This is a genomic window from Streptomyces sp. WAC07094, from assembly GCF_036320405.1.
Lineage (GTDB): Bacteria > Actinomycetota > Actinomycetes > Streptomycetales > Streptomycetaceae > Streptomyces > Streptomyces lannensis.
On sequence record NZ_JAVMJZ010000001.1, the window covers coordinates 2,734,556 to 2,760,467 of the forward strand.

Genomic DNA, 25,912 nt, shown 5'->3' on the forward strand with positions numbered 1-25,912 from the left:
GTCGAACGGACAGGCGTAAAGAAGAATTAACCGGACACGCGTAACCTTGCCGGCCTCGCCCCTGAGGGCGGGGCCGGACCTTTTCGCCGTTCCGGATGCGGCCGGTCTTGAAGGTAGACATACGCGTGAGTAGTTAACAAAGTGCCGGAATGCCCACCCGCACCGGGTGGGAAGGCTCCTCCGGTAGCCCCGCTTGCCCCGTCTTCCGACACCCTCATCCGCCCACCCACGTCGATGCGGACAGGAGCGGTCATGCCCCCGACGCACCACTCGCCGGCACCCTCGACCAACAGCACCGTCACCTCCTCGTTGGAGCAGGCCGACGCCGTGCCCGCCGCCCCGCGGGCACCCTCCGCGGGCCCGAGTCCCACTCCGCCCCCGGACACCGGTCCCACGATCGGGCGAATCCCCGTACTCGACGTACGCCCCCTCGTCCTCCAGGGCCGGCGTCCGGCCAAGGCGGTGGTGGACGAGGAGTTCGAGATCTCCGCCACGGTCTTCCGCGAGGGCCATGACGCCGTCGCCGCCAATGTCGTCCTCGCAGACCCCGAAGGCCGGCCCGGCCCCTGGACCCCGATGCGCGAACTGGCCCCCGGCACCGACCGCTGGGGCGCCACCGTCTCCCTGCCGAGCGAGGGCCGGTGGACCTACGCCGTTGAGGCGTGGGGCGATCCGGTCACCACGTGGCGGCATCACGCCGAGATCAAGATCCCTGCCGGTCTCGACACCGAACTGGTCCTGGAGGAAGGCGCACGGCTCTACGAACGCGCGGCCGCCGGCGTCCCGGAGGACGAGGACGGACGACAGGCCCTCCTGGCCGCGGTGGACGCCCTGCGGGACACCGGCCGTCCGGCGGCCGCTCGTCTGGCGGGTGCGTTGACGCCTGAGGTGGGTGGGGTGTTGGGGCGGTTTCCGTTGCGTGAGGGGGTGTCGTGTTCGGAGGTGCGGGGGGTGGTGGTGGAGCGGGAGCGGGCGTTGTTCGGCTCCTGGTACGAGTTCTTCCCTCGGTCGGAGGGGACGGTGGAGCGTCCGCACGGGACGTTTCGTTCGGCGGCGCGGCGGTTGCCGGTGATCGCGGGGATGGGTTTCGACGTGGTGTATCTGCCGCCGGTGCATCCGATCGGGTCGACGTTCCGCAAGGGGCGCAACAACAGTGTGTCGGCGGGTGCGGGGGATGTGGGGGTGCCGTGGGCGATCGGGTCGCCGGAGGGCGGTCACGATGCGGTGCATCCGGATCTGGGGTCGGTCGAGGATTTTGTGTGGTTCGTGGGGCGGGCGCGGTCGTTGGGGTTGGAGGTGGCGCTGGATTTCGCGTTGCAGTGTTCGCCGGATCATCCGTGGGTGGAGAAGCATCCGGAGTGGTTCAGGCATCGGGCGGACGGGTCGGTCGCGTATGCGGAGAATCCGCCGAAGAAGTATCAGGACATCTATCCGGTGTTCTTCGATGCGGACATGGAGGGGCTGGTGGCGGAGACGTTGCGGGTCCTTCGGTTCTGGATGGGGCATGGGGTGCGGATTTTCCGGGTGGACAATCCGCATACCAAGCCGGTGGTGTTCTGGGAGCGGGTGCTGGGGGAGATCAACCGGCGGGATCCGGATGTGATCTTTTTGGCGGAGGCGTTCACGCGGCCGGCGATGATGCGGACGCTGGCGCAGGTGGGGTTCCAGCAGTCGTACACGTATTTCACGTGGCGGAACACGAAGGCGGAGTTGACGGAGTATCTGTCGGAGTTGTCGGGGGAGTCGGCGTCGTACTTGCGGCCGAACTTCTTTGTGAACACGCCGGACATCCTGCATGCGTATCTGCAGGGTGGGGGGCGTGCGGCGTTCGAGGTGCGGGCGGTGCTGGCGGCGACGTTGTCGCCGACGTGGGGGGTGTACTCGGGTTACGAGTTGTGTGAGAACGTGCCGTTGCGGGAGGGCAGTGAGGAGTACCTGGACTCCGAGAAGTACCAGTTGCGGGCCCGGGACTGGGAAGCGGCCGAACGTGAGGGACGCACCATCGCACCGCTCATCACGCGGTTGAACGCGATCCGGCGGGCCAGTCCGGCGCTGCGGCAGTTGCGGGACCTGCACTTCCATCACGCGGACAAGGACGAGGTGATCGTCTACTCCAAGCGTTCGGGTTCGAACACGGTTGTGGTGGTGGCGAACCTCGATCCGCACCACACCCAGGAGGCGACGGTGTCGTTGGACATGCCGCGGCTCGGTCTGGACTGGCACGAGTCGGTGCCGGTGCGTGATGAGCTCACCGGTGTCACCTACCACTGGGGCAGGACCAACTACGTGCGTCTTTCGCCGGGCGAGGCTCCCGCGCACGTGCTGACCGTCCTGCGACCGTCCTCACTGCAGACCGGAGGGTCACCCACACGATGATCGTCAACGAGCCCGTCCCGGACACCTTCGAGGACACTCCCGCCGCGGACCGTGATCCGCAGTGGTTCAAGCGTGCCGTCTTCTACGAGGTCCTGGTCCGGTCCTTCCAGGACAGCAACGGCGACGGTGTGGGTGATCTGAAGGGGCTGACCGCGAAGCTGGACTATCTGCAGTGGCTGGGTGTGGACTGCCTGTGGCTGCCGCCGTTCTTCAAGTCGCCGCTGCGGGACGGCGGTTACGACGTGTCGGACTACACGGCGGTGCTGCCGGAGTTCGGTGATCTGGCGGACTTCGTGGAGTTCGTGGACGCCACCCACCAGCGCGGCATGCGCGTGATCATCGACTTCGTGATGAACCACACCAGCGACCAGCACCCGTGGTTCCAGGAATCGCGCGCCCATCCCGACGGCCCCTACGGCGACTACTACGTATGGGCCGACGACGACAAGCAGTTCCAGGACGCGCGGATCATCTTCGTGGACACCGAGGCCTCCAACTGGACCTTCGACCCGATCCGCAAGCAGTACTACTGGCACCGCTTCTTCTCCCACCAGCCGGACCTCAACTACGAGAATCCGGCCGTGCAGGAGGAGATCATCTCCGCGCTGAGATTCTGGCTGGACCTGGGCATCGACGGATTCCGCCTCGACGCCGTCCCCTACCTCTACCAGCAGGAAGGCACCAACTGCGAGAATCTGCCCGCCACGCACGAGTTCCTCCGGCGGGTGCGCAAGGAGATCGACGCCCACTATCCGGACACGGTGCTGCTGGCGGAGGCGAACCAGTGGCCGGAGGACGTGGTCGACTACTTCGGGGACTTCGGCAGTGGTGGCGACGAGTGCCACATGGCCTTCCACTTCCCCGTCATGCCGCGCATCTTCATGGCGGTGCGGCGTGAGTCGCGTTATCCGGTCTCGGAGATCCTGGCCAAGACCCCGGCGATCCCCTCCAACTGCCAGTGGGGCATCTTCCTGCGCAACCACGACGAGCTGACCCTGGAGATGGTCACCGACGAGGAACGCGACTACATGTGGGCGGAGTACGCCAAGGATCCCCGTATGCGCGCCAACATCGGGATCCGCCGACGGCTGGCTCCGCTGCTGGACAACGACCGCAACCAGATCGAGTTGTTCACCGCGCTGCTGCTGTCGCTGCCCGGCTCGCCGATCCTGTACTACGGCGACGAGATCGGTATGGGCGACAACATCTGGCTCGGGGACCGGGACGCGGTCCGCACCCCGATGCAGTGGACCCCGGACCGCAACGCGGGCTTCTCCTCGTGCGATCCGGGCCGGCTCTTCCTGCCCACGATCATGGATCCGGTCTACGGCTACCCGGTGGCGAACGTGGAGGCGTCGATGTCGTCGCCGTCCTCGCTGCTGCACTGGACCCGCCGCATGATCGAGATCCGTAAGCAGAACCCGGCGTTCGGTCTGGGCTCCTTCACGGAGTTGTCGTCCTCCAACCCGGCCGTGCTGGCCTTCCTGCGCGAGTACAAGGACGACCTGGTGATGTGTGTGCACAACTTCTCCCGGTTCGCCCAGCCCACCGAACTCGACCTCAGCCGCTTCAACGGCCGCCACCCGGTGGAACTCATCGGCGGAGTCCGCTTCCCCGCCATCGGCGAACTCCCCTACCTGCTCACCCTCGCAGGCCACGGCTTCTACTGGTTCCGACTCCGCAAGGACCCCGTGTAGTGGCCGGGCGGGGCGGTTTCCACCGCCCCGCCCGGGGCACGCAGCCAGTGACACCCCGACCGCCCCCCGGGGAAAGGACGCACGCCATGCCGGAAGCCGTCACCCACCCCGCCGCGACCCAGCCCGGTCTGCTCGCCTCCCTGGACCCGTTGCTCAGGGAATGGCTGCCGCGTCAGCGCTGGTTCGCGGGCAAAGGCCGCCCCGTCACCGGGTTCTCCCTGGTGGCGGCCACCGAACTGCTGCCGCCCGGGGGCACGCTGAGCCTGCTCCATCTGCTCGTGCGGGCCCATCAACCCGACGTACCGACCCAGGGTGCCGTGCCGCACCCCGGCGACTGCTACCAGCTGCTGATCGGGGTGCGCGAGGCACTGCCGCCGCGGCTGGCGCCCGCACTCATCGGGCACCCGGAGGACGGACCGCTCGCCGGGCGGACCGTCTACGAGGCGCTGTACGACGCCCGGGCCACGTCCGTCCTCCTGGAGGCGATCCGCAGCCGCGCCCGTATCGGCCGGCTGCGCTTCGAGGGGGACGCGCACCAGACGATAGGGGAAGGACTGACGCCGCGGGTGGTGACCGCGGAGCAGTCCAACTCCTCTGTCGTATACGGAGATACGTTCATCCTCAAGCTTCTGCGGCGCCTCGTCCCGGGCACCAACCCGGACCTGGAGCTTCCGCTGATGCTCGCGCGCGAGAACAGCCCCTGGGTGCCGGCGCCGGCCGGCTGGCTGCTGGCCGACCTCGACGGGCTCGACGACTCCTACGTCCTCGGCGTGCTCCAGCCCTATCTGCGCGGTGCGACCGACGGCTGGGAACTCGCGCTGCGCGAACTAGCCAAGGGCGAGGACTTCACCGGGGAGGCACGGGCACTGGGGCGGGCGACGGCCGAGGTGCATCTGGCGCTGGCCCGCGCCCTGCCGACGGTCACCCTCGGCCACGCCCGGATACGGCTGCTCGCCGACGGCATGATCGAGCGTCTGGACGCGGCGGCACAGGCGGTGCCCGCGCTGCGGCCGTACGCGCCCGGGCTGCGCTCCGCGTTCGAGGCGCTGGCCGACCTCGCCGCCGAGGGGCACGTCTGGACCGCCCAGCGCATCCACGGCGATCTGCACCTGGGCCAGTGCCTGCGCTCACCGTCCGGCTCCTGGTCACTGATCGACTTCGAGGGCGAGCCGTCCAAGCCGCTGGCCGAGCGGCGGATGCCGCAGCCGACGGTACGGGACATCGCGGGAATGCTCCGCTCGTTCGACTACGCCGCGCACTCGGCCGGGCCCCCGGCAGCGGACTGGGCCGACTCCTGCCGGGCCGCCTACTGCTCCGGGTACGCGGACGTCGCGGAGCACGATCCACGCACCGAACCGGTCCTGCTGCGCGCGTACGAGACGGACAAGGCCGTCTACGAGGTCGTGTACGAGGCCCGGCACCGCCCCGACTGGCTGCCCGTGCCGATGGCCGCGATACACCGCCTGTCCGCCGGCGTCACACCGTGAACCACCAACCCCCTGCCGAGGAGGCCCCGTCCGTGACCCCCCGTCCTCCGTCCGACGACAGTACGAAGAACAACGGCGACGGTCCGAAGAAGACCGGTGCGAAGAAGGCGACCGCCGGGAAGAAGGCGGCAGCCGCCGCCGGGAAGTCGGCGGCCGGCAAGAAGAAGGCGGTGGCGAAGAAGGCGGCGACCGGAACGCAGAAGGCGACGGCCGCGCTGAAGAAGGCCGCGGCCGAACGGACCGGGGCGCAAACGGCGCCTGCGAAGAAGGCGCCGGCGAAGAAGGCTTCCGCCAAGAAGGCGGCCCCGGTGAAGACCACGGCGGGGACGGCAGCCGCCCCGATCGCCGCCGCACGAACCGCCGAAGCGGCTCCGGCGAGGAAGGCCGCGGTCAAGAAGGCGGGCGCAGGAAAGGCAGCGGACGCGAGGACCTCGGCACACCGGGGTTCCGCCGGCCCGGCGTCCCCGGTCGGGACCCGCGCGGGCCGCCCGGCCACGGTGCCGATGGCACGTGAGGCGGTCGAGCAGGACTCAGCGGCGGCCCCCGTGGCCGGGGCGCCTGCGGTACCGACCGGCGTTGCGGGACAGGACGTGGTCCTCTCCCCCGCCGTCGCCGCTCAGGACCGTGAACGGCTGCTCGCCGGCACCCACCACGATCCGCACGGGGTGCTCGGCGCACACCCGGTGCCCGGCGGGGTCGCTTTCCGGGCCTTCAGGCCGTACGCGCTCTCCGTCACCGTCGTCGCCGACTCCCTTCGGGCCGCCTTGCACGACGACGGTGACGGCTTCTTCTCCGGGCTGCTGCCGCTTCGGGACGTCCCGTCGTACCGGCTCCTCGTGGAGTACGAGGGCTCGGTGCAGGACACCGAGGACGCCTACGCCCTGCTGCCCACCCTCGGTGAGTTCGATCTGCACCTGCTCGGCGAGGGCCGGCACGAGGAGCTGTGGCGGGTGCTCGGCTCCCACCCGATGACCCACCAGGGTGTGACCGGCACCCGCTTCTCGGTGTGGGCGCCGAACGCCCGGGGCGTACGCGTGTCCGGTGATTTCAACTTCTGGGACGGCACCGGCCACCCGATGCGTTCGCTGGGCTCGAGCGGTGTCTGGGAGCTGTTCGTGCCGGGCGTCGGCGAGGGCGCGCTCTACAAGTACGACATCACCCGGCCCGACGGGTCCAGGACGCTGCGGGCCGACCCGCTCGCGCGCCGTACGGAGACTCCTCCGAACACGTCCTCGATCGTGCATGCGTCGCATCACGAGTGGGGGGACGGGGAGTGGCTGGCGCATCGCGCGGACACCGCGGTGCACCGGGCGCCGTTCTCCGTGTACGAGGTGCATCTGCCGTCCTGGCGGCCGGGGCTGACTTACCGTCAGCTCGCTGGGCAGCTTCCCGCGTATGTGAAGGAGCTGGGCTTCACGCATGTGGAGCTGATGCCGGTCGCCGAGCACCCCTTCGGCGGTTCCTGGGGCTACCAGGTCACCGGCTTCTACGCGCCCACCGCCCGGCTGGGCGGCCCCGACGACTTCAAGTACCTCATCGACGCGCTGCACCAGGCCGGTATCGGTGTCCTGATGGACTGGGTGCCCGCGCACTTCCCGCGCGACGACTGGGCGCTGGCCGAGTTCGACGGGCACGCCCTGTACGAGCACCAGGACCCGCTGCGGGCCGCCCACCCGGACTGGGGCACCCTGGAGTTCGACTACGGCCGGCGCGAGGTGCGCAACTTCCTGGTCGCCAACGCCGTGTACTGGTGCGAGGAGTTCCACATCGACGGGCTGCGGGTGGACGCGGTCGCCTCGATGCTCTACCTGGACTACTCCCGCGAGCCCGGTCAGTGGAGCCCGAACGAGCACGGCGGCCGGGAGAACCTGGACGCGGTCGCCTTCCTGCAGGAGATGAACGCCACCGTCTACCGCCGCTGCCCCGGCGTCGTCACCGTCGCCGAGGAGTCCACCGCCTGGGACGGCGTCACCCGCGCCACGCACCACAGGGGCCCGAGCGGCTTCGGCGGTCTGGGCTTCGGACTGAAGTGGAACATGGGCTGGATGCACGACTCGCTGCAGTACATGAGTCATGAGCCGGTCCACCGCAGGTACCACCACCACGAGATGACGTTCTCGATGGTGTACGCCTACAGCGAGAACTACGTGCTGCCGATCTCCCACGACGAGGTCGTGCACGGGAAGCGCTCGCTGGTGTCGAAGATGCCGGGCGACTGGTGGCAGCAGCGCGCCAACCACCGCGCCTACCTGGGCTTCATGTGGGCCCACCCGGGCAAGCAACTCCTGTTCATGGGACAGGAGTTCGCCCAGGGCGCGGAATGGTCCGAGGCCCACGGCCCCGACTGGTGGCTGCTGGACCCGGCCTACGGCGCACAGGCCGACCACCGCGGCGTACGCGACCTGGTACGCGACCTGAACGCCGTCTACCTGCGCACCCCGGCCCTGTGGCAGCGGGACACCGAACCCTCCGGATTCCGGTGGACGGTCGGGGACGCCGCCGAGGACAACGTGTTCGCGTTCCTGCGCTACGACGACGAGGACACACCCGTGCTGGCCGTGTCCAACTTCTCCCCCGTCGTACGCCACGACTACCGCCTCGGCGTCCCCGACGACATCCCCGCCTGGCACGAACTGCTCAACACCGACCTGGCCAAGTACGGCGGCAGCGACATCCACAACCCCGACCCGCTGAAGCCGGAGCCCACGCCCTGGCACGGCCACCCGGCGAGCCTGCGGCTGACCCTGCCCCCGCTGGCGACACTCTGGCTCCGCCCGGCGTGACGTCGTCACTCCCGGGCGTCCGGAAGCCGTGATCCGGCTTCCGGACACCCGGGAGCAGCCCGTTCAGGCGGAGGAGTCGGGCCGCTCGGACAGCCCGGCCCCCAGCGCCTTCGGCAGCTTGCCGGTGTGCAGCACACCCAGCCGCTGCGTCGCCCGGGTCAGCGCCACGTACAGATCACTCGTGCCGTAGCGTCCGGGTTCGACCACCAGGACAGCGTCGAACTCGAGCCCCTTGGCCTGGCGGGGGTCGAGCAGGACGACGGTCCGGGTCAGATCCGGTTCCTCGCCTGCCGTCACCCCTTCGAGGCGCACGGCCAGCGCCCGGTGCAGTTCGCGCGGGGCGATCACGGCGAGCCTGCCCGCGGGGGTGCCGTCCCGCTCCTGCGGTTCATCCCGTTCCGGCTCCGGGCCCGTGAGGGACGCGGTCAGCTCCTCGACCGCCTTCTCCACCGCGGAGGGCAGGTCGTCGGTGGCGCGCACCCAGGGCCGTACCCGCGTGGACCGCACCGAACTCGGAGGCTCGAAGCCGGGGTTCTCCGCGCGGACCACGGCAGCCGCCACTTCCATGATCTCGGACGGCGTGCGGTAGTTGACGCCGAGTCGTGTGTGCTCCCAGCGGTCCCCGACATACGGCTCGAGGATCTCCGACCACGATCCGACACCGCCCGCCTCGGCCGTCTGCGCCGGGTCCCCGACCAGGGTCATCGAGCGCGTCGGACTGCGCCGCATCAGCAGGCGCCACGCCATCGGCGAGAGTTCCTGCGCCTCGTCGACGATGATGTGCCCGAACGCCCAGGTGCGGTCGGCCGCCGCTCGCTCGGCGGCGCTGCGGTGGTCCGCCTCCTCCTGCCGCTCGGCGAACCGCTCGGCGTCGATGATGTCGTGCGCGGACAGCACCTCCGAGCCCTCGGGGTCGCCCTCCTCCTTGTCCTCGAACTCGTACGTCCGGGAGGCGTAGGACACGTCCAGCACGCCCTGCGCGTACGCCACCTGTGTCTCCCGCTCGCGCTCCGCGTGCGCCTTCGCCACCCGGTCGTCCTCGCCGAGCAGTTCGGCCGCTTCGTCGAGCAGCGGCACGTCGGCGGTGGTCCAGGCGCGGGTGACCGGGCGGCGGACGGCGGACGCGTCCTCGTCGGACAGATAGCCCCCGGGATCGGCGAGGAAGTCGGCGACCAGCCGCTGCGGCGTCAGCCGCGGCCACAGCGAGTCGATCGCGGACCACACCTCGCGGTTCTCGGCGAGTTCGTCGCGGATCTGGGTGAGGTCGCTCGGGTCGAGGAGGCTGGACCCGTCGTACGGGTCCGTGCCGATGCGTTCGGCGACCATGTCGGTGAGCGTGTTGAGGATGTGGCCCTCGAAGTGCTCGCGCGCCTCGTTGTGCGGCAGCCGGGCGGCACGGGTGCGCTCGCGGGCCATGTTCACCAGGCCGTCGTCGAGCATCAGGACCTCGCGGTCGTGAGCGATGGCGATCACCGGGTCGGGCAGCGACTGCCGGTCGCGTACGACGGCGGCGAGGACGTCGGCCATGTCGGCGCGCCCCTTCACGGCGGCCGCCTCGGGGGTGTCTGCCGTCCTCGCCTTCACACCGGGGAACAACTCCCCCACCGTGGCCAGCAGGACGCCGGTCTCACCGAGCGAGGGCAGCACCTGGCCGATGTACCCGAGGAACGCCGGGTTCGGGCCGACGACGAGGACCGCGCGGCGGGCGAGCAACTCCCGGTACTCGTAGAGGAGGTAGGCCGCCCGGTGCAGGGCGACGGCGGTCTTGCCGGTGCCGGGGCCGCCTTCCACCACGAGCACGCCCCGGTACGGCGCGCGGATGATGCGGTCCTGGTCTGCCTGGATGGTCTGCACGATGTCGCTCATACGGCCGGTGCGCGCCGAGTTCAGCGCGGCGAGCAGCACGGCGTCGCCCGTCGGGTCCTCGTGTCCGGTGCGCTCGCGGTCGCTCAGATCGAGGATCTCGTCGTGCAGGGCCGTCACCCGGCGCCCCTCGGTGGCGATGTGCCGCCTCCGGCGCAGCCCCATCGGGGTGTGACCGGTGGCCAGATAGAAGGGCCGGGCGACCTCGGCCCGCCAGTCGATCAGGACCGGTGTCCGGTCCGCGTCGTCGGTGCGCAGCCCGATGCGGCCGATGTGGTGGCTCTGCCCGGAGGAGAGGTCGATACGGCCGAAGCAGAGCGCCCCGTCCACGGCGTTGAGCGCCGCGAGCAGTCCCGAGCGTTCGGCGACGAGGATGTCCCGCTCCAGCCGGGCCTGCATGGGCTTGTCGCCCTGCGCCAGCGCGTCCTCGACGGAGGACTCGGTGTCGCCGCGCAGCACGTCCACGCGCGCATACAACGCGTCGATGAATTCCTGTTCCCGGCGCAAGTCGTCGTCTGGAAATTCGGTGTTTGACAATTCCGCTCCCGCCCGGATATACTGTGCGCATTGAACTTCTTCGCGACCGAATCATTGAAGTCGCGAATCATTGAATATACGCAGAGAAATCCCCCGAGCGCAATTGCTCGGGGGATTTCTTCGTGCAGACGGCTCAGAGCACGTCGGTCAGTTCCTCCCGCAGCCGCCGCTTGGGCCGCGCCCCCACCATCGCCTTCACCGGCTCACCGCCGCGGAACACCATGAACGTGGGCATCGACAGCACCTTGTAGGCGTTCGTCGTCGCCGGATTGGCGTCCACGTCCAGCTGCACCACCTTGAGCCGGCCCTCCTCCTCGGCCGCGAGGTCGGTGAGCACCGGCCCCATCTGCCGGCACGGGGGACACCAGTCCGCGGTGAATTCCACCAGCACGGGAAGGTCCGCCCCGATCACCTCGGTCTCGAAGTCCGCGTCCGTCACCTCGGTCACGCCTGCCGCCCTGATCACTGCTTGCGTCCTCCCAGCTCGCACTCCGGTTCCGGACCACCCGGAACCGCCGCGTCGGCGGCCAGCGCCGCACGCGCCCGCTCGGCCCTCACCAACTGCTCGCCGACCTGCGCCCGCACCGCCTGCAACTCGCCGATGAGCGTGTCGAGTTCGTCCAGCTTGCGCCGATAGACCGCGAGCGACGCCGGGCACGAGTCACCCTCCGGGTGCCCGGCCCGCAGGCACTCCACGAAGGGCCGCGTCTCCTCCAGGTCGAACCCGAAGTCCTGCAGCGTGCGGATCTGCCGCAGCAGCTTCAGATCCCGATCGTCATAGGTGCGGTACCCGTTGCCGGTTCGTCGCGCGGGCAGCAGCCCCCGCGACTCGTAGTACCGCAGGGCCCGTGTGGTGGTACCGGCCCGCGCCGCCAGCTCGCCGATTCGCATGCGTTCGACCGTAATCCTTGACGCCGGGGTCAGGGGAAGCGCTCGGGCCGGGCGGCCCGCCCACTCGCGCCCCACCGGGGGACGACGGGACGATCGACGTCGTCGTCGTGGGGCCGGGCACTGACGCCGTGGGAATTGCCGGATGCAGGGAAGGATCACGGCCCTTCGGCGCGGGCCAGGATGACCGCATAGCGGCACTCGGCATCGCCGGTGTTGGCGAAGACGCACGGAACGGGTCCGTCGACTTCGATCGAGTCACCCGGGCCGAGTTCATGCACCACATCGCCCTCGTGGAAGGTCAGCCGGCCGTCGAGCACCCCAGACGGCCTCCCGCTGGAAGGCCAGGGATGCCGCCGGATACGACACGCGGGCCCCGGGCGGCAGGCGGACCTCGGCGATGTCTGCCGGGAAGCGCGGCCCGGTGATCTGGCGCCGGCGATATCCGGTGGCCGGATCGTGCCACTCCGTGGCGTCGGCCGTCCGGTGCACCCCACTGGCCTCGGCCGGGGCGAGCCGGACGGAGATGGGGACCTGGAAGGCAGCGGCCAGTTCGCCGAGGACGACGGCGGTGGGGCTGCTCTCCGCGCCCGATCGGCCGGCCGGAGACCCCCGTCGACCGCGGTGTCCGGGCGCACCGATGATTTCCGCCCGCCCCGGCGGTCTCGTCTCCCAAAGCCCCCGACGAAGGCGGACGGATCGATGACCACGTTGCACCACCTCCTCCAGACGTATGTCGACAAGGGCTGGGCCCCGGGCGCGGTGGCGCTGATCGACCGTCACGGCAGCACGGAGACCGCGGCGGTCGGCTTCCTCGACGCCACCGCATCGGCCCCGATGCCTCCGGACGCCGTCTTCCGGCTGGCCTCGATCACCAAGCCCGTCGTCGCCGCCGCCGTCATGACCCTCGTCGACGACGGCACCCTCGCCCTCGACGCCCCGATCTCGGAGTGGCTGCCCGAGCTGGCCCAGCCCGCGGTCGTCCGTACGCCGGCCGGTCCGCTTCAGGACGTGGTGCCCGCCACCCGCCCGATCACCGTCGACGACCTGCTGACCTTCCGCGCCGGATACGGCTTCCCCGACGACTTCTCCCTTCCGCAGGTCAAGGCACTGCTCGCCGTGCACAAGGACGGCCGCACCCCGGCCGGCCTCCCCGACCCGGACACCTGGCTCGCCGGACTGGCCCGTCTGCCACTGCTGCACCAGCCGGGCACCGCCTGGCTCTACAACACCTGCTCGGACCTCCAGGGGATCCTGATCTCCCGCGCCACCGGCCGCCCGCTTCCCGAGGTTCTGACCGAGCGGATCCTCGCACCGCTCGGCATGGCCGACACCGGATTCGAGGTGCCGGCCGCCAGGCGGCACCGGTTCACCACCGCCTACCAGCCGGACGGCAAGGGCGGCCTGGAGCCGACGGACACCCCGGACGGCGCCTGGAGCAGCCTGCCCGCGTTCCTTTCCGGAGCGGGCGGACTGGCCGGAACGGCCGCGGACTGGCTGGCCTTCGGCCGGATGCTGCTGAACGGCGGGACCGCGCCGGACGGACGCCGTGTCCTGACCGCCGAGTCGGTGCGCCGGATGACCACCGACCATCTGACCCCGGAGCAGCGCGCCTCGAGCACGCTGTTCCTGGAGGGACAGGGCTGGGGCTACGGTGGCTCGGTCGACATCGCGACCACCGACCCGTGGACCGTGCCGGGTCGCTACGGCTGGGTCGGCGGCACCGGCACCACCGCGCACATCGTCCCGGCCACCGGCACGGTCGCGATCCTGCTCACCCAGCGCGCGATGGAGAACCCGAGCCCCACCGCCCTGATGCGCGACTTCTGGCGGTACGCGGCCGAGGCCTCGTGAGGAGCTCGCGAGGTCCGGGGACCTACCGTGCGCCCGCCAGCCCCGCCGACTCCTCGACCTCCAGCAGCGATGCGCTCCGCCGCTCCTCGTCGAACGCCCTGCGTCCGCCGCGCAGCCCGAACAGCCGCTTGGCGATGGCGATGTAGAGGACGGCGAGGATGTTCAGCACCAGGGTGGCGATCTTCAACGCGCTGACGTGCTCCGTGAGCTCGTAGACCTCCAGCGGGAGGAAGGCCGCCGTGGCGACGACCGTCAGATACTCCGCCCAGCGCTTGGCGTACCAGAGCCCGACCGCCTCGACGAGCTCCACCAGCGCGTACGCCAGCAGCAGCCCGGCGACCAGGAGGAGCGTGGAGTGCCGGTAGCCGAAGGTCTTCTGGATGGTGCCGACCACGGGCGAGTGGTCGAGGTCGTAGTGGAAGTGCCGGAAGACGGGGCGGAGGACGTCCAGATACTCGTTGAAGAGCCGCCGTACCGCGTCCTGGCTGTTGCTGAACCTCCACACGGCGACCGCCACCAGGACGATGAACACACCGCGCACGGCCCGTTCGGCGGCGAGGAAGCGCAGGATGAACAGGTCGCGCAGCACCTTGCCGCGCGGCACGAGCGGCGCCTCGGCCGCCGGCCCCGAGCCGTGCGGCTCACCGAGGACGAAGTCGCCGCAGCGCAGGCACCGCCACATCTCGCCCAGCGCGCTGTCGGCGCGCAGCCGCACCCGAAGCCGGGGGTCCTCCGGCGCGTAGGTCACATGTCCCCGGCGTGCGCAGGTCCGCCGGTCCCAGTCGATCTTCATACCCCCGTGCCTCCCGCGGAAGGTGCCGTGCCGGGTCCGTACGGCACGGCACGGTAGTGCATGCCCTACGAGACGTAGGAGCGGGGCACGAGGTTCCGCGGCAGGTCAGCGGGTTCCGTTCGGCAGCGCTCGCGGGGCGTCGAGGGTGACGCCCGCCGGAGCACCGGGCGGGCGGACCCGGGCAGGACCGAGCGGCCGGGCCCACGGGGGGAGGCACGGCCGCTCGGCGGTCTTTCTGTGGTCCCGGGCGCCCGGCCCGGGTTCAGGCAGGGCCGGGCGCCCGGCGTTCAGGTGCGCAGCGCGCCGCCGGAGGGCGTGGGGCCGCGTGGCCCCGCCGCCCCGGCGGAACGCCTACGCTTTGGCCAGCTCCCTCTCGCCGCCGTCCCCGGAAGGCTCGGCGGGAGTGGCCGACTCGTTCTCGTCGAGCAGCGTCCGCTCGTCGAAGGGCAGCCGGCCGGCGAGCACCTCCTGGACGCGCTCCTTGTCGATCTCCTTCGTCCAGGTGCCGATCAGGACGGTGGCCACGGCGTTGCCCGCGAAGTTCGTCAGGGCGCGGGCCTCGCTCATGAAGCGGTCGATGCCGACGACCAGGCCGACGCCGTCGACCAGTGCGGGCTTGTGGGACTGCAGGCCACCGGCCAGCGTGGCGAGGCCGGCGCCGCTGACGCCCGCCGCGCCCTTGGAGGCGAGGAGCAGGAAGAGCAGCAGCGGGATCTGCTCGCCGACCGACAGCGGTGTGCCCAGCGCGTCGGCGATGTAGAGCGACGCCATGGTCATGTAGATCATGGTGCCGTCGAGGTTGAAGGAGTAGCCGGTCGGGACGGTGATGCCGACGACCGGCTTGCTGACGCCCAGGTGCTCCATCTTCGCGATGAGCCGCGGCAGCGCGGACTCGGAGGAGGACGTGGACAGGATCAGCAGGAACTCACGGCCCAGGTACTTCAGGAGCGTGAACACGTTCAGGCCCGCGACGACGCGCAGCAGCGCGCCGAGCACGACGAAGACGAACAGCACACAGGTGATGTAGAAGCCGAGCATCAGCACGGCCAGGCTCTTGAGCGCGTCCAGACCGGCCGAACCGACGACCGCGGCGATCGCGCCGAACGCACCGATCGGGGCGGCCCACATGACCATGGCGAGGATGCGGAAGACGAGCCGCTGGATGTGCTCGATGCCGCGCAGCACCGGAACACCGGCCCGTCCCATCGCCTGAAGGGCGAACCCGGTGAGGAGCGCGATGAGGAGGGTCTGCAGGACCTGGCCCTCGGTGAAGGCGGAGACGAAGGTGACGGGGATGATCGAGAGCACGAAGTCGACCGGCGGCAGCGCGTCCGCCGACACCTGGGCGTGACCCGCGTCCTTGATCGCGTTCGTCAGGTGCAGACCCTCACCGGGGTGCAGGATGTTGCCGACGACCAGGCCGATGGCGAGTGCGACCAGGGACATCACCAGGAAGTAGCCGAGCGCGAAACCGCCGACGGCGCCGACCTTGGCGGCCTTGCGCACCGAGCCGATGCCCAGCACGATCGTGCAGAAGATGATCGGCGAGATCATCATCTTGATCAGGTTCACGAAGCCCGTACCGAGGGGCTTGAGCTCGACCGCGGCATCGGGCCAGATGAGGCCCACGGCTATGCCCAGTGCCACCGCGACGATCACCGCGATGTAGAGATAGTGGGTGCGGTCCCGCTTGACCGCGGGCGCGGCGGATGCCGTTGGGGGTGTGCTGGCCACGGCTGCCCTCCTCGACGACGTCGTCGGATCTTCCGGCGTGCGGCTCACGTCCGGGGGAAACGGGAGATGTGCTCCCGCTGACCGAGGGGCGGCGTGCTCCCCGGCGATGCGGTGACTATCTCCCGCCCTGTGACGGCGGTCACCCTTCCGTTCATTTAGTTCACGCTTATATGGAGAGCTGGAGCCGCAAGGCAGACTGAACGCATGCGCGTCCCCACCCTCCCGAGCCCCCGCAGCCTCGCCGGCCAGCTGTTCGCGATGCAGGCCGTGCTGATCGCGGTGCTCGTCGCGGGGTACGCCACCTTCACCTACCTCAGCGACCGCGGCCAGGCCCAGGACGCGGCCGGCCGCCAGGCGATGGCCGTGGCCCGCTCGGTAGCGGACGCCCCGTCCGTCCGCGCGGCGATCCGCACCCCCGACCCCACGAGCACGCTCCAGCCGTTCGCGACCGAGGTCCAGCAGCACACCGGCGTCGACTTCGTCACGATCATGAACCCGCGCGGGATCCGCTGGACGCACCGGGATCCCGCGAGGATCGGCGAGCACTTCCTCGGCCACACGGCCCGCGCGCTGGCGGGCGAGTCGTTCACCGAGACCTACACCGGCACGCTGGGGTCTTCGGTGCGCGCCGTCACGCCCATCCACGACGACGGCCGGATCGTCGGCCTGGTGAGCGCCGGGATCAAGGTCGACACCGTCACGGCACGGGTCCAGGAACAGGTGACGACCCTGCTCGGTGTCGCGGGCGGCGCCCTCGCGCTGGGTGCGATCGGCACCTATGTGATCAACGCGCGGCTGCGCCGCTCCACCCACGGCCTGAACGCGACCGAGTTGAGCCGGATGCACGACTACCACCAGGCGGCACTGCACGCCGTGCGCGAGGGCCTGCTGATGCTGGACGGCCGGTTCCAGGTGGCGCTGATCAACGACGGCGGCCGGGAACTGCTCGGGGTGAGCGGCGAGGTGGTGGGCCGCTCGGTGGCGGAGCTGGGTCTGCCGGCCCGGCTGACGGGGGCGCTGCTGTCCTCCGAGCCCCGGGTGGACGAGGTCCATCTGACCGCCACCCGTGTCCTGGTCGTGAACACCTCCCCGGTCTCCGGCGGCGAGCGGCGCGGCACGGTGGTCACCCTGCGCGATGTCACCGAACTCCAGTCCCTGACGGGCGAGCTGGACTCGGAACGCGGCTTCACCCAGGCGCTGCGCTCCCAGGCGCACGAGGCGGCGAACCGGCTGCACGCCGTCGTCTCGCTGATCGAGCTGGGCCGCGCCGACGAGGCCGTCGACTTCGCCACGGCCGAGCTGGAACTGGCCCAGGCCCTGACGGACCAGGTCGTCGCAGCCGTGAACGAACCGGTCCTGGCGGCCCTGCTGCTGGGCAAGGCTGCGCAGGCCAACGAGCGGGGTGTGGAGCTGGTGGTGTCGGACGACAGCCGGATCGACGACGGTCTGCTGCCGCCGTCCCTCCCCGCCCGGGATCTGGTGACGATCCTCGGCAACCTGATCGACAACGCCATGGACGCCGCTCAGGGCACGACGGGCGCCCGGGTCACCGTGACGGCGTGCACCGACGACTCCGGCCTGGTTCTGCGCGTCTGCGACACGGGCGCGGGCGTGGATCCGTCGCACATGGAGGCGGTGTTCGAGCGCGGCTGGTCGACCAAGCCCGCGACCGCCTCCGGCGGCCGTGGGCTGGGCCTCGCCCTGGTCCGTCAGACCGTCCGCCGGCACGAGGGCACACTGACCGTGTCGCAGGCGGCCGCAGGCGGGGCCGAGTTCGCGGTGCGGGTGCCCCTGCCCACGGTGAGGGTGCACGCTCCGGCGGTGCCGGAGGCCGGGGCCGCCCTGTCAGGAGGTGTCGCATGACCGAGCCGATCCGCGTCCTGGTCGTCGAGGACGACCCGGTGGCCGCCGACGCGCACATCATGTACGTCGGCCGGGTCCCGGGCTTCACGGCGGTCGGCACCGCGCACACCGGCGCGGAGGCACGGCGGCTGCTCGACCGTACACGGGTGGATCTGCTGCTGCTCGACCTGCATCTGCCGGATGTGCACGGACTGCAGCTGGCGCGCTCGCTGCGGGCCGCCGGATACCAGGCGGACGTCATAGCCGTCACATCGGCACGCGATCTGGCCGTGGTGCGGGAAGGGGTCTCGCTGGGGGTGGTCCAGTACGTGCTGAAGCCGTTCACTTTCGCAACGCTGCGGGACCGTCTTGTGCGCTACGCGGAGTTCCGCGAGGCGGCGGGCGAGGCGAGCGGGCAGGACGAGGTGGACCGGGCCCTGGCGACGCTGCGGGCGCCGGGGCCGGCGGCGCTGCCCAAGGGGCTGAGCGCTCCGACGCTGGAGCGGGTGACGAGCGTGCTGCGGGAGCGTGAGGAGGGACTCACCGCCGCGGGGGTCGCCGAGAGCGTGGGGATCTCACGGATCACGGCCCGCCGGTATCTCGAACACCTCGTGGAGGCGGGGCGCGCCGGACGCAGTCCGCTCTACGGTCAGGTGGGGCGGCCCGAGTTGGTCTACCGATGGGTGCGGGGGGCCGAGAAGTCCCGTTGATGGAAGGGGAGTTCGAAGGGCGGACGGGCGCCGCGGGGTGCCGCCGCAACCGGAGCGCAGGTCACGGGCGAAGTATCCCCCGCACACTCATTGACCTGACGAGACCACTCCTCTTACCTTCACACGGCAGTCGTCCCGGCCGACAACGATGTAGGCCAGTAGGAGGTCGTGCCCGTGCGCCCCACCGCCGCCCGCTTCCGTTCCACTTCCGTACTCACCGCACTCCTCGCCGTCTCCCTCGCCGCTCCCACGCTCACGGCGTGCGGCAGCGGGTCCGGCAGCGACCCGGACACGGTGAAGATCTCCTTCAAACAGTCGACGGACAACTCGATCCATGTGATGGACGACTATCTCGCCGGCATCAAGAAGCAGTTCGAGAAGGAGAACCCCGGCAAGAAGGTCGAGCTCGTCCCCATCAAGGCCCCCGACTCGGAGTACTACACCAAGCTCCAGCAGATGCTGCGCTCGCCGAAGACGGCTCCCGATCTCGTCTACGAGGACACCTTCCTCATCAACTCGGACATCACCAGCGGCTACCTCAAACCCCTCGACCCCTACCTCGCCAAGTGGAAGGACTGGGACCAGTTCATCGACACGGCGAAGGCCGCGGCCAAGGCCGAGGACGGGAAGACGTACGGAGTCCCGGACGGCACCGACACCCGTGGGCTCTGGTTCGACAAGGGCATCTTCGAGAAGGCCGGACTGCCCGCCGACTGGCAGCCGAAGACCTGGGACGACGTCCTCGCCGCCGCCCGCACGGTCAAGGAGAAGGTCCCCGGCGTCACCCCCCTCAACGTCTACACCGGCAAGCCCGCCGGTGAGGCCGCCACGATGCAGGGCTTCGAGATGCTCCTGTACGGGACGGGCGACGGCACGTCGGACCCCCTGTACGACAAGGGGACCAAGAAGTGGGTCGCCGGCGGCCAGGGCTTCAAGGACGCCCTCGGATTCGTCCACACCGTGTACCAGGAGAAGCTGGGCACGGACGTCTCCCAGGCCCTCGACCCCAACATCCAGACGATCGTGCGCGGTGAGCTGCTTCCCAAGGGCAAGCTCGCCATCGACCTCGACGGCTCCTGGCTCCCGCAGGACTGGCTGCAGGGCAGCGGCCACGAATGGCCCGAGTGGTCGAAGGAGCTGGGCCTCGCCTACATGCCCACCCAGCACGGCCAGGCCCCCGGCAAGGTGAGCATGTCCGGCGGCTGGACCTGGTCGATCCCCGCCAAGGCGGGCAACCCGGACCTGGCCTTCAAGTTCATCCGGACGATGCAGACCAAGGCCAACGCGCAGAAGTGGTACATCGCCAACTCCGGCATCGCGGTCCGCAAGGACGTGGCGTCCGACCCCGCGTACGTGAAGGCGCAGCCCGGGATCAAGTTCTTCACGGACCTGGTGAGCAGCACCCACTACCGCCCGGCCTATCCGGCGTACCCGAAGGTGTCCACCGCGATCCAGGAGGCCATGGAGAGCGTGACGACGGGTGACGCCTCGGTGGACAAGGCGGCGAGCGACTACGACGAGGCGCTCAAGGCGGCGACCGACAACCAAGTGGTACAGAAGTGAGCGATCCGCGCCGTTCCCTGGCCCGTGCGCTGCCGGTGGCCCCCGCCGTGGTCCTGCTGCTGCTCTTCCTGGCGGGCCCGATCGCCTACTGCGCGTACATCGCCTTCACGGACCTGCAACTCACGGGCCAGGCGCACTCGTCCTTCGTCGGCTTCGCCAACTTCCGTACGGCGTCCGGGGACGAGGCCTTCCTCAACGCCGTCTGGCTGACGCTCGTTTTCACCGTGGTGTCCTCTCTGGTCGGCCAGAACACGCTGGGGCTCGCCCTGGCGGCACTGATGCAACGGGCGTCGAAGCCGGTGCGCACTCTGACGGGCGGGGTCGTGATCACGGCCTGGGTGCTGCCGGAGGTGGTGGCGGGCTTTCTGCTCTACGCCTTCTTCCGCAAGGAGGGCACCCTGAACGCGATCCTCGACGCGCTGCACCTCCCGTCCCAGAACTGGCTCTACACCCTGCCGATCCTGGCCGTCTCGTTCGCGAACGTCTGGCGGGGGACGGCGTTCTCCATGCTGGTCTACTCGGCGGCCCTGAACGAGATCCCGAAGGAGATCACGGAGGCGGCCGAGGTGGACGGCGCGGGCGGACCCCGCCGGCTGTGGCACATCACGCTGCCGATGATCCGCCGGTCCATCGGCACGAACCTGATGCTGAACACGCTCCAGACACTCTCGGTCTTCGGGCTGATCTGGGTGATGACGAGGGGCGGGCCCGGCAACAAGAGCCAGACCCTCCCCCTGTTCATGTACGAACAGGCCTTCCAGAACAGCATGATCGGGTACGGAACGGCGGTGGCGCTGCTGCTGCTGCTCGTCGGTTCGGTGTTCTCGGTCATGTACATGCGACTGTTGCGAACGGAGGTGTGAGGTGGCGTCCACGCTCGCGACCCGCCGTACGGGGCGCCGTCTGGCGGCCGACACCGGTCTGCTGGTGGCGGCCGCCGCGTTCGCGCTGCCCCTCGTGTGGGTGATCCTCTCCTCGGTGGACCCGCAGGCGGACCTGCGGGTGAAGGCCCCCGACGGCATCACCCTGGACAACTTCGACGCCATCCTCAAACCCGACATCACCTTCACACCGCTGCTCAACAGCCTGATCCTGTGCGGCGGGGGGACGCTGCTGACCGTGGTGTGCGCGGCCCTCGCCGCGTACCCGCTGTCGCGCTTCAGGTCCCGGCTGAACCGGCCTTTCCTGCTGACGATCCTGTTCGCGACCAGCCTGCCGATCACGGCGATCATGGTCCCGGTCTACGCGTTGTTCGTGCAGGTCGATCTGATCGACACGATGCAGGGCACGATCCTGTTCTTCGCCGCTTCGCAACTGCCATTCTCCATCTGGCTGATGAAGAACTTCATGGACGGAGTGCCGAAGGAGCTGGAGGAGGCGGCGTGGACGGACGGCGCGTCGCCGATGCAGTCGCTCGTGCGGATCGTGCTGCCGCTGATGGGTCCGGGGGTGGCGGTGGTGACGGTGTTCTCGTTCGTGACGATGTGGGGCAACTTCTTCGTGCCCTTCATGCTGCTGCTGACCCCGGACCAGATGCCGGCGTCGGTGAGCATCAACGAGTTCTTCGGCAACCGGGGAATGGTGGCGTACGGCCAGCTGGCAGCGTTCTCCGTCATCTACTCGACGCCGGTGATCCTGTTGTACGTGCTCGTCGCACGGCGCCTCGGCGGCGGATTCGCACTGGGCGGGGCCGTCAAGGGGTGAGCACGAGGGGCGGGCGGCGGCCCTCGCCGGCTGACGCGGCCGGGGGCGCGGTCAGTCGGTCCGTGATCTCCCCGGCGGTCGGCACGAGCGCGAACCCCTTGCGCAGGACGGCGGGTTCCGGAAACTCAGGGGGGCCGCTCCGGGACGACGCCTACGGCGTACCGGGCAGCCGGACCGTGACGAGAAGACCGCCGGCGGGGCGCGCGGCGAGCTCGAGGGTCCCGTCGTGGGCGCGGACGATGCTGTGCACGATGGCCAGGCCGAGGCCCACGCCGGGGTGTTCGTCGGTGCGTACGCGTTCCGTTCCGCGCTGGAAGGGTTCGATGAGGGTCGACACCAGTTCCGGTGGGAGCCGACGGCCCGTGTTCTCCACCCGCAGCACGCTCGTGCCGCCGTGCGCCTCCGTGTGGACCGTCACCGTGCCGCCGTCGGGGAGGTTGTGGACGATGGCGTTCTGGACGAGGTTCGTCACCATCCGCAGCAGGAGCTCCGCCGAGCCGCTGGTCCGTGTCGCCCGGCCGGTGACGTCGAGCGTGATCCCGCGCCGTTCGGCGAGCTGGAGCAGGGTTTCGGCAGCCTCTTCGACGACGAGGGAGAGGTCGACGCTCTCGCGGACGAAGTTCCCGCGGTCGCTGCGGCTGAGCAGCAGCAGGGCCTCGGTGAGGTCGATCGCGCGCGTGTTGACAGCCTGCAGGCGGCTGATGAGTTCGCCCCGGTCCTGTGTGGGGTCCTTGCGGGCGACGTCGAGGAGCGTCCGCGAGATGGCCAGCGGGGTGCGCAGTTCGTGGGAGGCGTTCGCGGCGAATCTCCGCTGCTCGTCGACGTGCGACTCCAGTTGTTCGAGCATCGAGTCGAACGCGTCGGAGAGTTCGCGGAATTCGTCCTGACGGCCCTTCATCCGGATCCGGTGGGACAGCGATCCGTTCCCGGCCGTCCGCGCCGCATCCGTGATCTGTGTGAGCGGTGCGAGCATCCGGCCGGCGAGGATCCATCCCCCGACCAGGCCGAACAGCAGCAGGAACGCCATCGCCACGGCCGCGGCGGGGGCGAAGGTGTGCACAAGGAGATAGCGGTTGGGCGAGATCCCCAGAAGGCCCCTGGACGTGTCGGGGACATAACGCAGCAGGAACGCCCACACGACGCCCATCAGCAGGGCACCGGCGACGGCGAGGAACCCGGCGTAGCTGACGGTGAGTTTCAGCCGGACGCTGAGCCCCGGGCGCCTAGGCATGCGCAGTGCCGGGGCGAGTGGTGCCGGGCCCGGTGTCGATGCGGTAGCCGACGCCCGGCACCGTGGTGATGATCCATGGTTCGCCGAGCCGTTTGCGCAGTGCGGAGACGGTGATGCGGACGGCGTTGGTGAAGGGGTTGGCGTTCTCGTCCCAGGCCCGTCCCAGCAGCTCTTCGGCGCTGATGACCCCGCCCTCGGCGGCGACCAGGACCTCGAGCACGGCGAACTGTTTGCGGGTGAGCGCGACATGGCGTCCGTCGCGGAAGACCTCCCGGCGGAAGGGATCGAGCCGCAGGCCCGCGATCTCGCGGACCGGGGGCCGGGCGTACCCGCGTCTGCGGTCGAGCGCCCTCAGCCGCAGGACGAGCTCCCGCAGCTCGAACGGTTTGGTGAGGTAGTCGTCGGCGCCGAGCTCGAACCCGGAGGCCTTGTCGTCGATCCGGTCGGCGGCGGTGAGCATGAGGATCGGGATGCCGCTGCCGGAGGCGACGATGCGCCGGGCGACCTCGTCACCGGAGGGGCCGGGGATGTCCCGGTCGAGGACCGCGAGGTCGTAGGAGTTGACGCTGAGCAGTTCCAGGGCGGAGTCGCCGTCGCCGGCGATGTCGGCGGCGATCGCCTCCAGACGCAGACCGTCACGGACGGCTTCGGCCAGGTAGGGCTCGTCCTCCACGATCAGTACGCGCATGTCCGAAGCCTAGGCACTCGCACATATCGCCGCCGTATGCGAAGACGTGTGCACACCGGGCACGCGGGGTCAGACGGCCGCCGCCGGCGCGGGCCGAGGCTCGTCCGACGCCGCTTGCGCCGCCGTGCGCCACCAGCGGCGCGACGCCGACGCGGCCAGCACGGCGCCGGCGGCGTTGACCAGTACGTCGTCCACGGAGGACACCCGGTCCAGCCACAGGACGTACTGCGCGGTCTCGACCAGGACCGAGCAGCCGGCCCCGAGCGCCAGGACCCTCGGCACGGACGCCAGGGCCGCGAACCGCATCGGGGCGAAGAACCCCAGCGCCGCGAAGACCAGCAGATTGCCGACGATCCCGAGCGGACCCATCGTGACCAGGTCCCGCAGCGGTACCAGGCTCACCCGACGGGGAGCGACACCGGGACCGGCGCCCGGCATCATCGTCAGCCATACGAGCGGCACCGTCCCGTGGACCATGCCCACCTCGGCCAGTGACGTACGCCATGCCCTCGCCGGCGGGACACCGGCGGCGCGCCGGACGTGCGCCAGAGCCCACACCACCAGCGCGGCCAACGGCAGTGCGACGAGCGTCATGAGCACCACACCGTTGAACGTGCCGAAGCAGCCGTGCCACCGCCCGGTCATGCACATCGGGGCGGACATCATGAGCGGCCGCCGCACGACGAACACGGCGCTCCCGGTACCGAGGATCGCAAGGCCGAGGAGCAGGATCCGGCGGGGCGGCGCCGACGGGGATGCGTTGTGGTTCATGCCCCCATCGCAGACGCATGGCCGTTGCGGTGGCGTATGCGATTTTTGATACGCCACCGATACACGCGGTCCCCGGCACCGGGGAACCGGCGCAAGCGAGACCGTCCCGCCGCCGGTGATCAACGGGCGCGGCGGTCGTGGGAGAACCCGAGGACCGGCTCCTAGAAGACCGACTCCGCCTCGTCCATCCGGTCCTTCGGCACCGTCTTCAGCTCGGTGACCGCCTCCGCGAGCGGCACCATCATCACGTCCGTGCCCCGCAGCGCCGTCATCCTGCCGAACTCCCCGCGGTGCGCCGCCTCGACCGCGTGCCAGCCGAAGCGGGTCGCGAGCACCCGGTCGTACGCGGTCGGCGTACCACCGCGCTGGACATGGCCGAGGATGACCGGCTTGGCCTCCTTGCCGAGCCGCCTCTCCAGCTCGTACGCGAGGGCCGTGCCGATGCCCTGGAAGCGCTCGTGTCCGTACTGGTCGATCTCGCCCTTGCCGTAGTCCATGGTGCCGTCGGCGGGGTGCGCGCCCTCGGCGACGCAGACCACCGCGAACTTCTTGCCGCGGGCGAAGCGCTCCTCGACCATCTTGACCAGGTCGGCGGGGTCGAAGGGGCGCTCGGGGAGGCAGATGCCGTGGGCGCCCGCCGCCATGCCCGACTCCAGCGCGATCCAGCCGGCGTGGCGGCCCATGACCTCCACGACCATCACGCGCTGGTGGGACTCGGCCGTGGTCTTCAGGCGGTCCATCGCCTCGGTGGCCACGGTCACCGCCGTGTCGAAACCGAAGGTGCGGTCCGTCGAGGAGATGTCGTTGTCGATCGTCTTGGGCACGCCGACGACCGGCAGGCCCGCGTCCGAGAGCATGCGCGCCGCCGTCAGCGTGCCCTCGCCGCCGATCGGGATCAGGGCGTCGATGCCGAAGTCGCGGATCATGTCGGACGCGTTCTCGCAGGCCTCGCGCAGGCGGTCGCGCTGCAGCCGCGAGGAGCCGAGGATGGTGCCGCCGAGCGCCAGGATGCCGCTGACCGCGTCGAGGTCCAGCGTGCGGTAGTGACCGTCGAGCAGACCGCGGTAGCCGTCGTCGAAGCCGATCACCTCGTCGCCGTACTGCGCCACCGCCCGGTGCACGATCGACCGGATCACTGCGTTCAGGCCCGGGCAGTCGCCGCCTGCGGTGAGTACTCCGATGCGCATCGTGCTGTGTCTCCTGCTCGCTGTTGATTCCGGTGAGCCAATCCGATTGTTTCACGGCACACAGACGGGTGCCGCGCCCGCACCCCGTCTTGCGCCGAGCCCTTGATCCCGGGATGCTGACGGGCGCCTTATCCAGCCTCAGGGGTATTGTCAAGAGGGTTCTGCCGACCCCCCATGGACGACAGTCGCGTGCCGCAGAACCTC

The 25,912-nt window shown here is 70.2% G+C and carries 20 protein-coding genes; 10 read left to right on the plus strand and 10 right to left on the minus strand.

Features of this window, described 5'->3' with window-relative positions:
• The first annotated feature begins 252 nt into the window (after positions 1-252).
• From RCR19_RS11890 to glgB, 4 genes are all read left to right on the plus strand, one after another.
• Positions 253-2,376 (plus strand): maltotransferase domain-containing protein, encoded by a 2,124-nt coding sequence (locus tag RCR19_RS11890; RefSeq protein ID WP_331265111.1) that lies wholly within the window; start codon positions 253-255, stop codon positions 2,374-2,376.
• Positions 2,373-4,073: a maltose alpha-D-glucosyltransferase gene (gene treS / locus RCR19_RS11895; RefSeq protein ID WP_115976347.1), complete on the plus strand. Its 1,701-nt coding sequence runs from the start codon at positions 2,373-2,375 to the stop codon at positions 4,071-4,073. The genes RCR19_RS11890 and treS overlap by 4 nt, the downstream gene beginning before the upstream one ends.
• Positions 4,074-4,159: 86 nt before the next feature.
• Complete coding sequence (locus RCR19_RS11900; protein WP_331265112.1) at positions 4,160-5,560, plus strand: maltokinase; 1,401 nt, start codon at positions 4,160-4,162, stop codon at positions 5,558-5,560.
• Positions 5,561-5,592: 32 nt separating this feature from the next.
• On the plus strand, positions 5,593-8,343 hold the full coding sequence (glgB, locus tag RCR19_RS11905; protein WP_331265113.1) for a 1,4-alpha-glucan branching enzyme: 2,751 nt from the start codon (positions 5,593-5,595) through the stop codon (positions 8,341-8,343).
• 63 nt (positions 8,344-8,406) lie between these two features.
• Here the strand turns inward: glgB and RCR19_RS11910 are convergent, their stop codons facing one another.
• The 4 genes from RCR19_RS11910 to RCR19_RS11925 form a co-directional block, all read right to left on the minus strand.
• A complete protein-coding gene (locus tag RCR19_RS11910) occupies positions 8,407-10,743 on the minus strand; it encodes an ATP-dependent DNA helicase (protein WP_331265114.1) in 2,337 nt (778 codons plus the stop codon).
• A 133-nt stretch (positions 10,744-10,876) separates the two neighbouring features.
• The gene (gene trxA, locus RCR19_RS11915; protein WP_331265115.1) at positions 10,877-11,191 is read right to left on the minus strand and encodes a thioredoxin; all 315 of its coding nucleotides are present in this window, start codon (positions 11,189-11,191) and stop codon (positions 10,877-10,879) included.
• A gap of 14 nt (positions 11,192-11,205) precedes the next feature.
• Positions 11,206-11,634 carry a MerR family transcriptional regulator gene (locus RCR19_RS11920; protein WP_331265116.1) on the minus strand — a complete coding sequence of 143 codons (429 nt, stop codon included), beginning with the start codon at positions 11,632-11,634 and terminating at the stop codon, positions 11,206-11,208.
• 155 nt (positions 11,635-11,789) lie between these two features.
• The gene (locus RCR19_RS11925) at positions 11,790-11,951 is read right to left on the minus strand and encodes a cupin domain-containing protein (RefSeq protein ID WP_331265117.1); all 162 of its coding nucleotides are present in this window, start codon (positions 11,949-11,951) and stop codon (positions 11,790-11,792) included.
• 382 nt (positions 11,952-12,333) lie between these two features.
• Between RCR19_RS11925 and RCR19_RS11930 the strand changes: the two genes are divergently transcribed.
• Positions 12,334-13,485, plus strand: a complete 1,152-nt coding sequence (locus tag RCR19_RS11930) for a serine hydrolase domain-containing protein (RefSeq protein ID WP_331265118.1) — start codon at positions 12,334-12,336, stop codon at positions 13,483-13,485.
• A gap of 22 nt (positions 13,486-13,507) precedes the next feature.
• On the opposite strand, the gene RCR19_RS11935 is transcribed toward RCR19_RS11930, so the two are convergent.
• Both RCR19_RS11935 and RCR19_RS11940 read right to left on the minus strand, forming a co-directional pair.
• Positions 13,508-14,278 carry a DUF2127 domain-containing protein gene (locus RCR19_RS11935; protein WP_331265119.1) on the minus strand — a complete coding sequence of 257 codons (771 nt, stop codon included), beginning with the start codon at positions 14,276-14,278 and terminating at the stop codon, positions 13,508-13,510.
• A 351-nt stretch (positions 14,279-14,629) separates the two neighbouring features.
• On the minus strand, positions 14,630-16,012 hold the full coding sequence (locus RCR19_RS11940; RefSeq protein ID WP_331265120.1) for a cation:dicarboxylase symporter family transporter: 1,383 nt from the start codon (positions 16,010-16,012) through the stop codon (positions 14,630-14,632).
• Positions 16,013-16,216: 204 nt separating this feature from the next.
• Between RCR19_RS11940 and RCR19_RS11945 the strand changes: the two genes are divergently transcribed.
• From RCR19_RS11945 to RCR19_RS11965, 5 genes are all read left to right on the plus strand, one after another.
• Positions 16,217-17,875 carry a sensor histidine kinase gene (locus RCR19_RS11945; RefSeq protein WP_331265121.1) on the plus strand — a complete coding sequence of 553 codons (1,659 nt, stop codon included), beginning with the start codon at positions 16,217-16,219 and terminating at the stop codon, positions 17,873-17,875.
• Positions 17,872-18,564 carry a response regulator gene (locus RCR19_RS11950; protein ID WP_331265122.1) on the plus strand — a complete coding sequence of 231 codons (693 nt, stop codon included), beginning with the start codon at positions 17,872-17,874 and terminating at the stop codon, positions 18,562-18,564. Before RCR19_RS11945 ends, RCR19_RS11950 begins: the two co-directional genes overlap by 4 nt.
• 174 nt (positions 18,565-18,738) lie before the next feature.
• A complete protein-coding gene (locus RCR19_RS11955; RefSeq protein WP_331265123.1) occupies positions 18,739-20,127 on the plus strand; it encodes an extracellular solute-binding protein in 1,389 nt (462 codons plus the stop codon).
• Positions 20,124-20,990, plus strand: coding sequence for a sugar ABC transporter permease (locus tag RCR19_RS11960; protein ID WP_331265124.1), 867 nt, complete (start codon positions 20,124-20,126; stop codon positions 20,988-20,990). The genes RCR19_RS11955 and RCR19_RS11960 overlap by 4 nt, the downstream gene beginning before the upstream one ends.
• A 1-nt stretch (position 20,991) precedes the next feature.
• Complete coding sequence (locus RCR19_RS11965; RefSeq protein WP_331265125.1) at positions 20,992-21,831, plus strand: carbohydrate ABC transporter permease; 840 nt, start codon at positions 20,992-20,994, stop codon at positions 21,829-21,831.
• A gap of 151 nt (positions 21,832-21,982) precedes the next feature.
• On the opposite strand, the gene RCR19_RS11970 is transcribed toward RCR19_RS11965, so the two are convergent.
• From RCR19_RS11970 to RCR19_RS11985, 4 genes are all read right to left on the minus strand, one after another.
• Positions 21,983-23,062: a HAMP domain-containing sensor histidine kinase gene (locus RCR19_RS11970; protein ID WP_331265126.1), complete on the minus strand. Its 1,080-nt coding sequence runs from the start codon at positions 23,060-23,062 to the stop codon at positions 21,983-21,985.
• Positions 23,055-23,750: a response regulator transcription factor gene (locus RCR19_RS11975; RefSeq protein WP_331265127.1), complete on the minus strand. Its 696-nt coding sequence runs from the start codon at positions 23,748-23,750 to the stop codon at positions 23,055-23,057. The genes RCR19_RS11970 and RCR19_RS11975 overlap by 8 nt, the downstream gene beginning before the upstream one ends.
• A gap of 69 nt (positions 23,751-23,819) precedes the next feature.
• Positions 23,820-24,521 carry a VanZ family protein gene (locus RCR19_RS11980; RefSeq protein ID WP_331265128.1) on the minus strand — a complete coding sequence of 234 codons (702 nt, stop codon included), beginning with the start codon at positions 24,519-24,521 and terminating at the stop codon, positions 23,820-23,822.
• 161 nt (positions 24,522-24,682) lie between these two features.
• Entirely contained in the window at positions 24,683-25,708 is a 1,026-nt protein-coding gene (locus tag RCR19_RS11985) for an ATP-dependent 6-phosphofructokinase (protein WP_331265129.1), read from the minus strand.
• Positions 25,709-25,912: the final 204 nt, after the last annotated feature.

What these genes read in the sequence shown, in the direction of transcription:
- RCR19_RS11950 (WP_331265122.1), top strand. Translation starts at nt 17,872, where the DNA reads ATGACCGAGCCGATCCGCGTCCTGGTCGTCGAGGACGACCCGGTGGCC.
- RCR19_RS11890 (WP_331265111.1), top strand. Translation starts at nt 253, where the DNA reads ATGCCCCCGACGCACCACTCGCCGGCACCCTCGACCAACAGCACCGTC.
- RCR19_RS11900 (WP_331265112.1), top strand. Translation starts at nt 4,160, where the DNA reads ATGCCGGAAGCCGTCACCCACCCCGCCGCGACCCAGCCCGGTCTGCTC.
- treS (WP_115976347.1), top strand. Translation starts at nt 2,373, where the DNA reads ATGATCGTCAACGAGCCCGTCCCGGACACCTTCGAGGACACTCCCGCC.
- RCR19_RS11920 (WP_331265116.1), bottom strand. Translation starts at nt 11,634, where the DNA reads ATGCGAATCGGCGAGCTGGCGGCGCGGGCCGGTACCACCACACGGGCC.
- RCR19_RS11985 (WP_331265129.1), bottom strand. Translation starts at nt 25,708, where the DNA reads ATGCGCATCGGAGTACTCACCGCAGGCGGCGACTGCCCGGGCCTGAAC.
- RCR19_RS11935 (WP_331265119.1), bottom strand. Translation starts at nt 14,278, where the DNA reads ATGAAGATCGACTGGGACCGGCGGACCTGCGCACGCCGGGGACATGTG.
- RCR19_RS11980 (WP_331265128.1), bottom strand. Translation starts at nt 24,521, where the DNA reads ATGAACCACAACGCATCCCCGTCGGCGCCGCCCCGCCGGATCCTGCTC.
- RCR19_RS11930 (WP_331265118.1), top strand. Translation starts at nt 12,334, where the DNA reads ATGACCACGTTGCACCACCTCCTCCAGACGTATGTCGACAAGGGCTGG.
- RCR19_RS11975 (WP_331265127.1), bottom strand. Translation starts at nt 23,750, where the DNA reads ATGCGCGTACTGATCGTGGAGGACGAGCCCTACCTGGCCGAAGCCGTC.
- RCR19_RS11970 (WP_331265126.1), bottom strand. Translation starts at nt 23,062, where the DNA reads ATGCCTAGGCGCCCGGGGCTCAGCGTCCGGCTGAAACTCACCGTCAGC.
- RCR19_RS11945 (WP_331265121.1), top strand. Translation starts at nt 16,217, where the DNA reads ATGCGCGTCCCCACCCTCCCGAGCCCCCGCAGCCTCGCCGGCCAGCTG.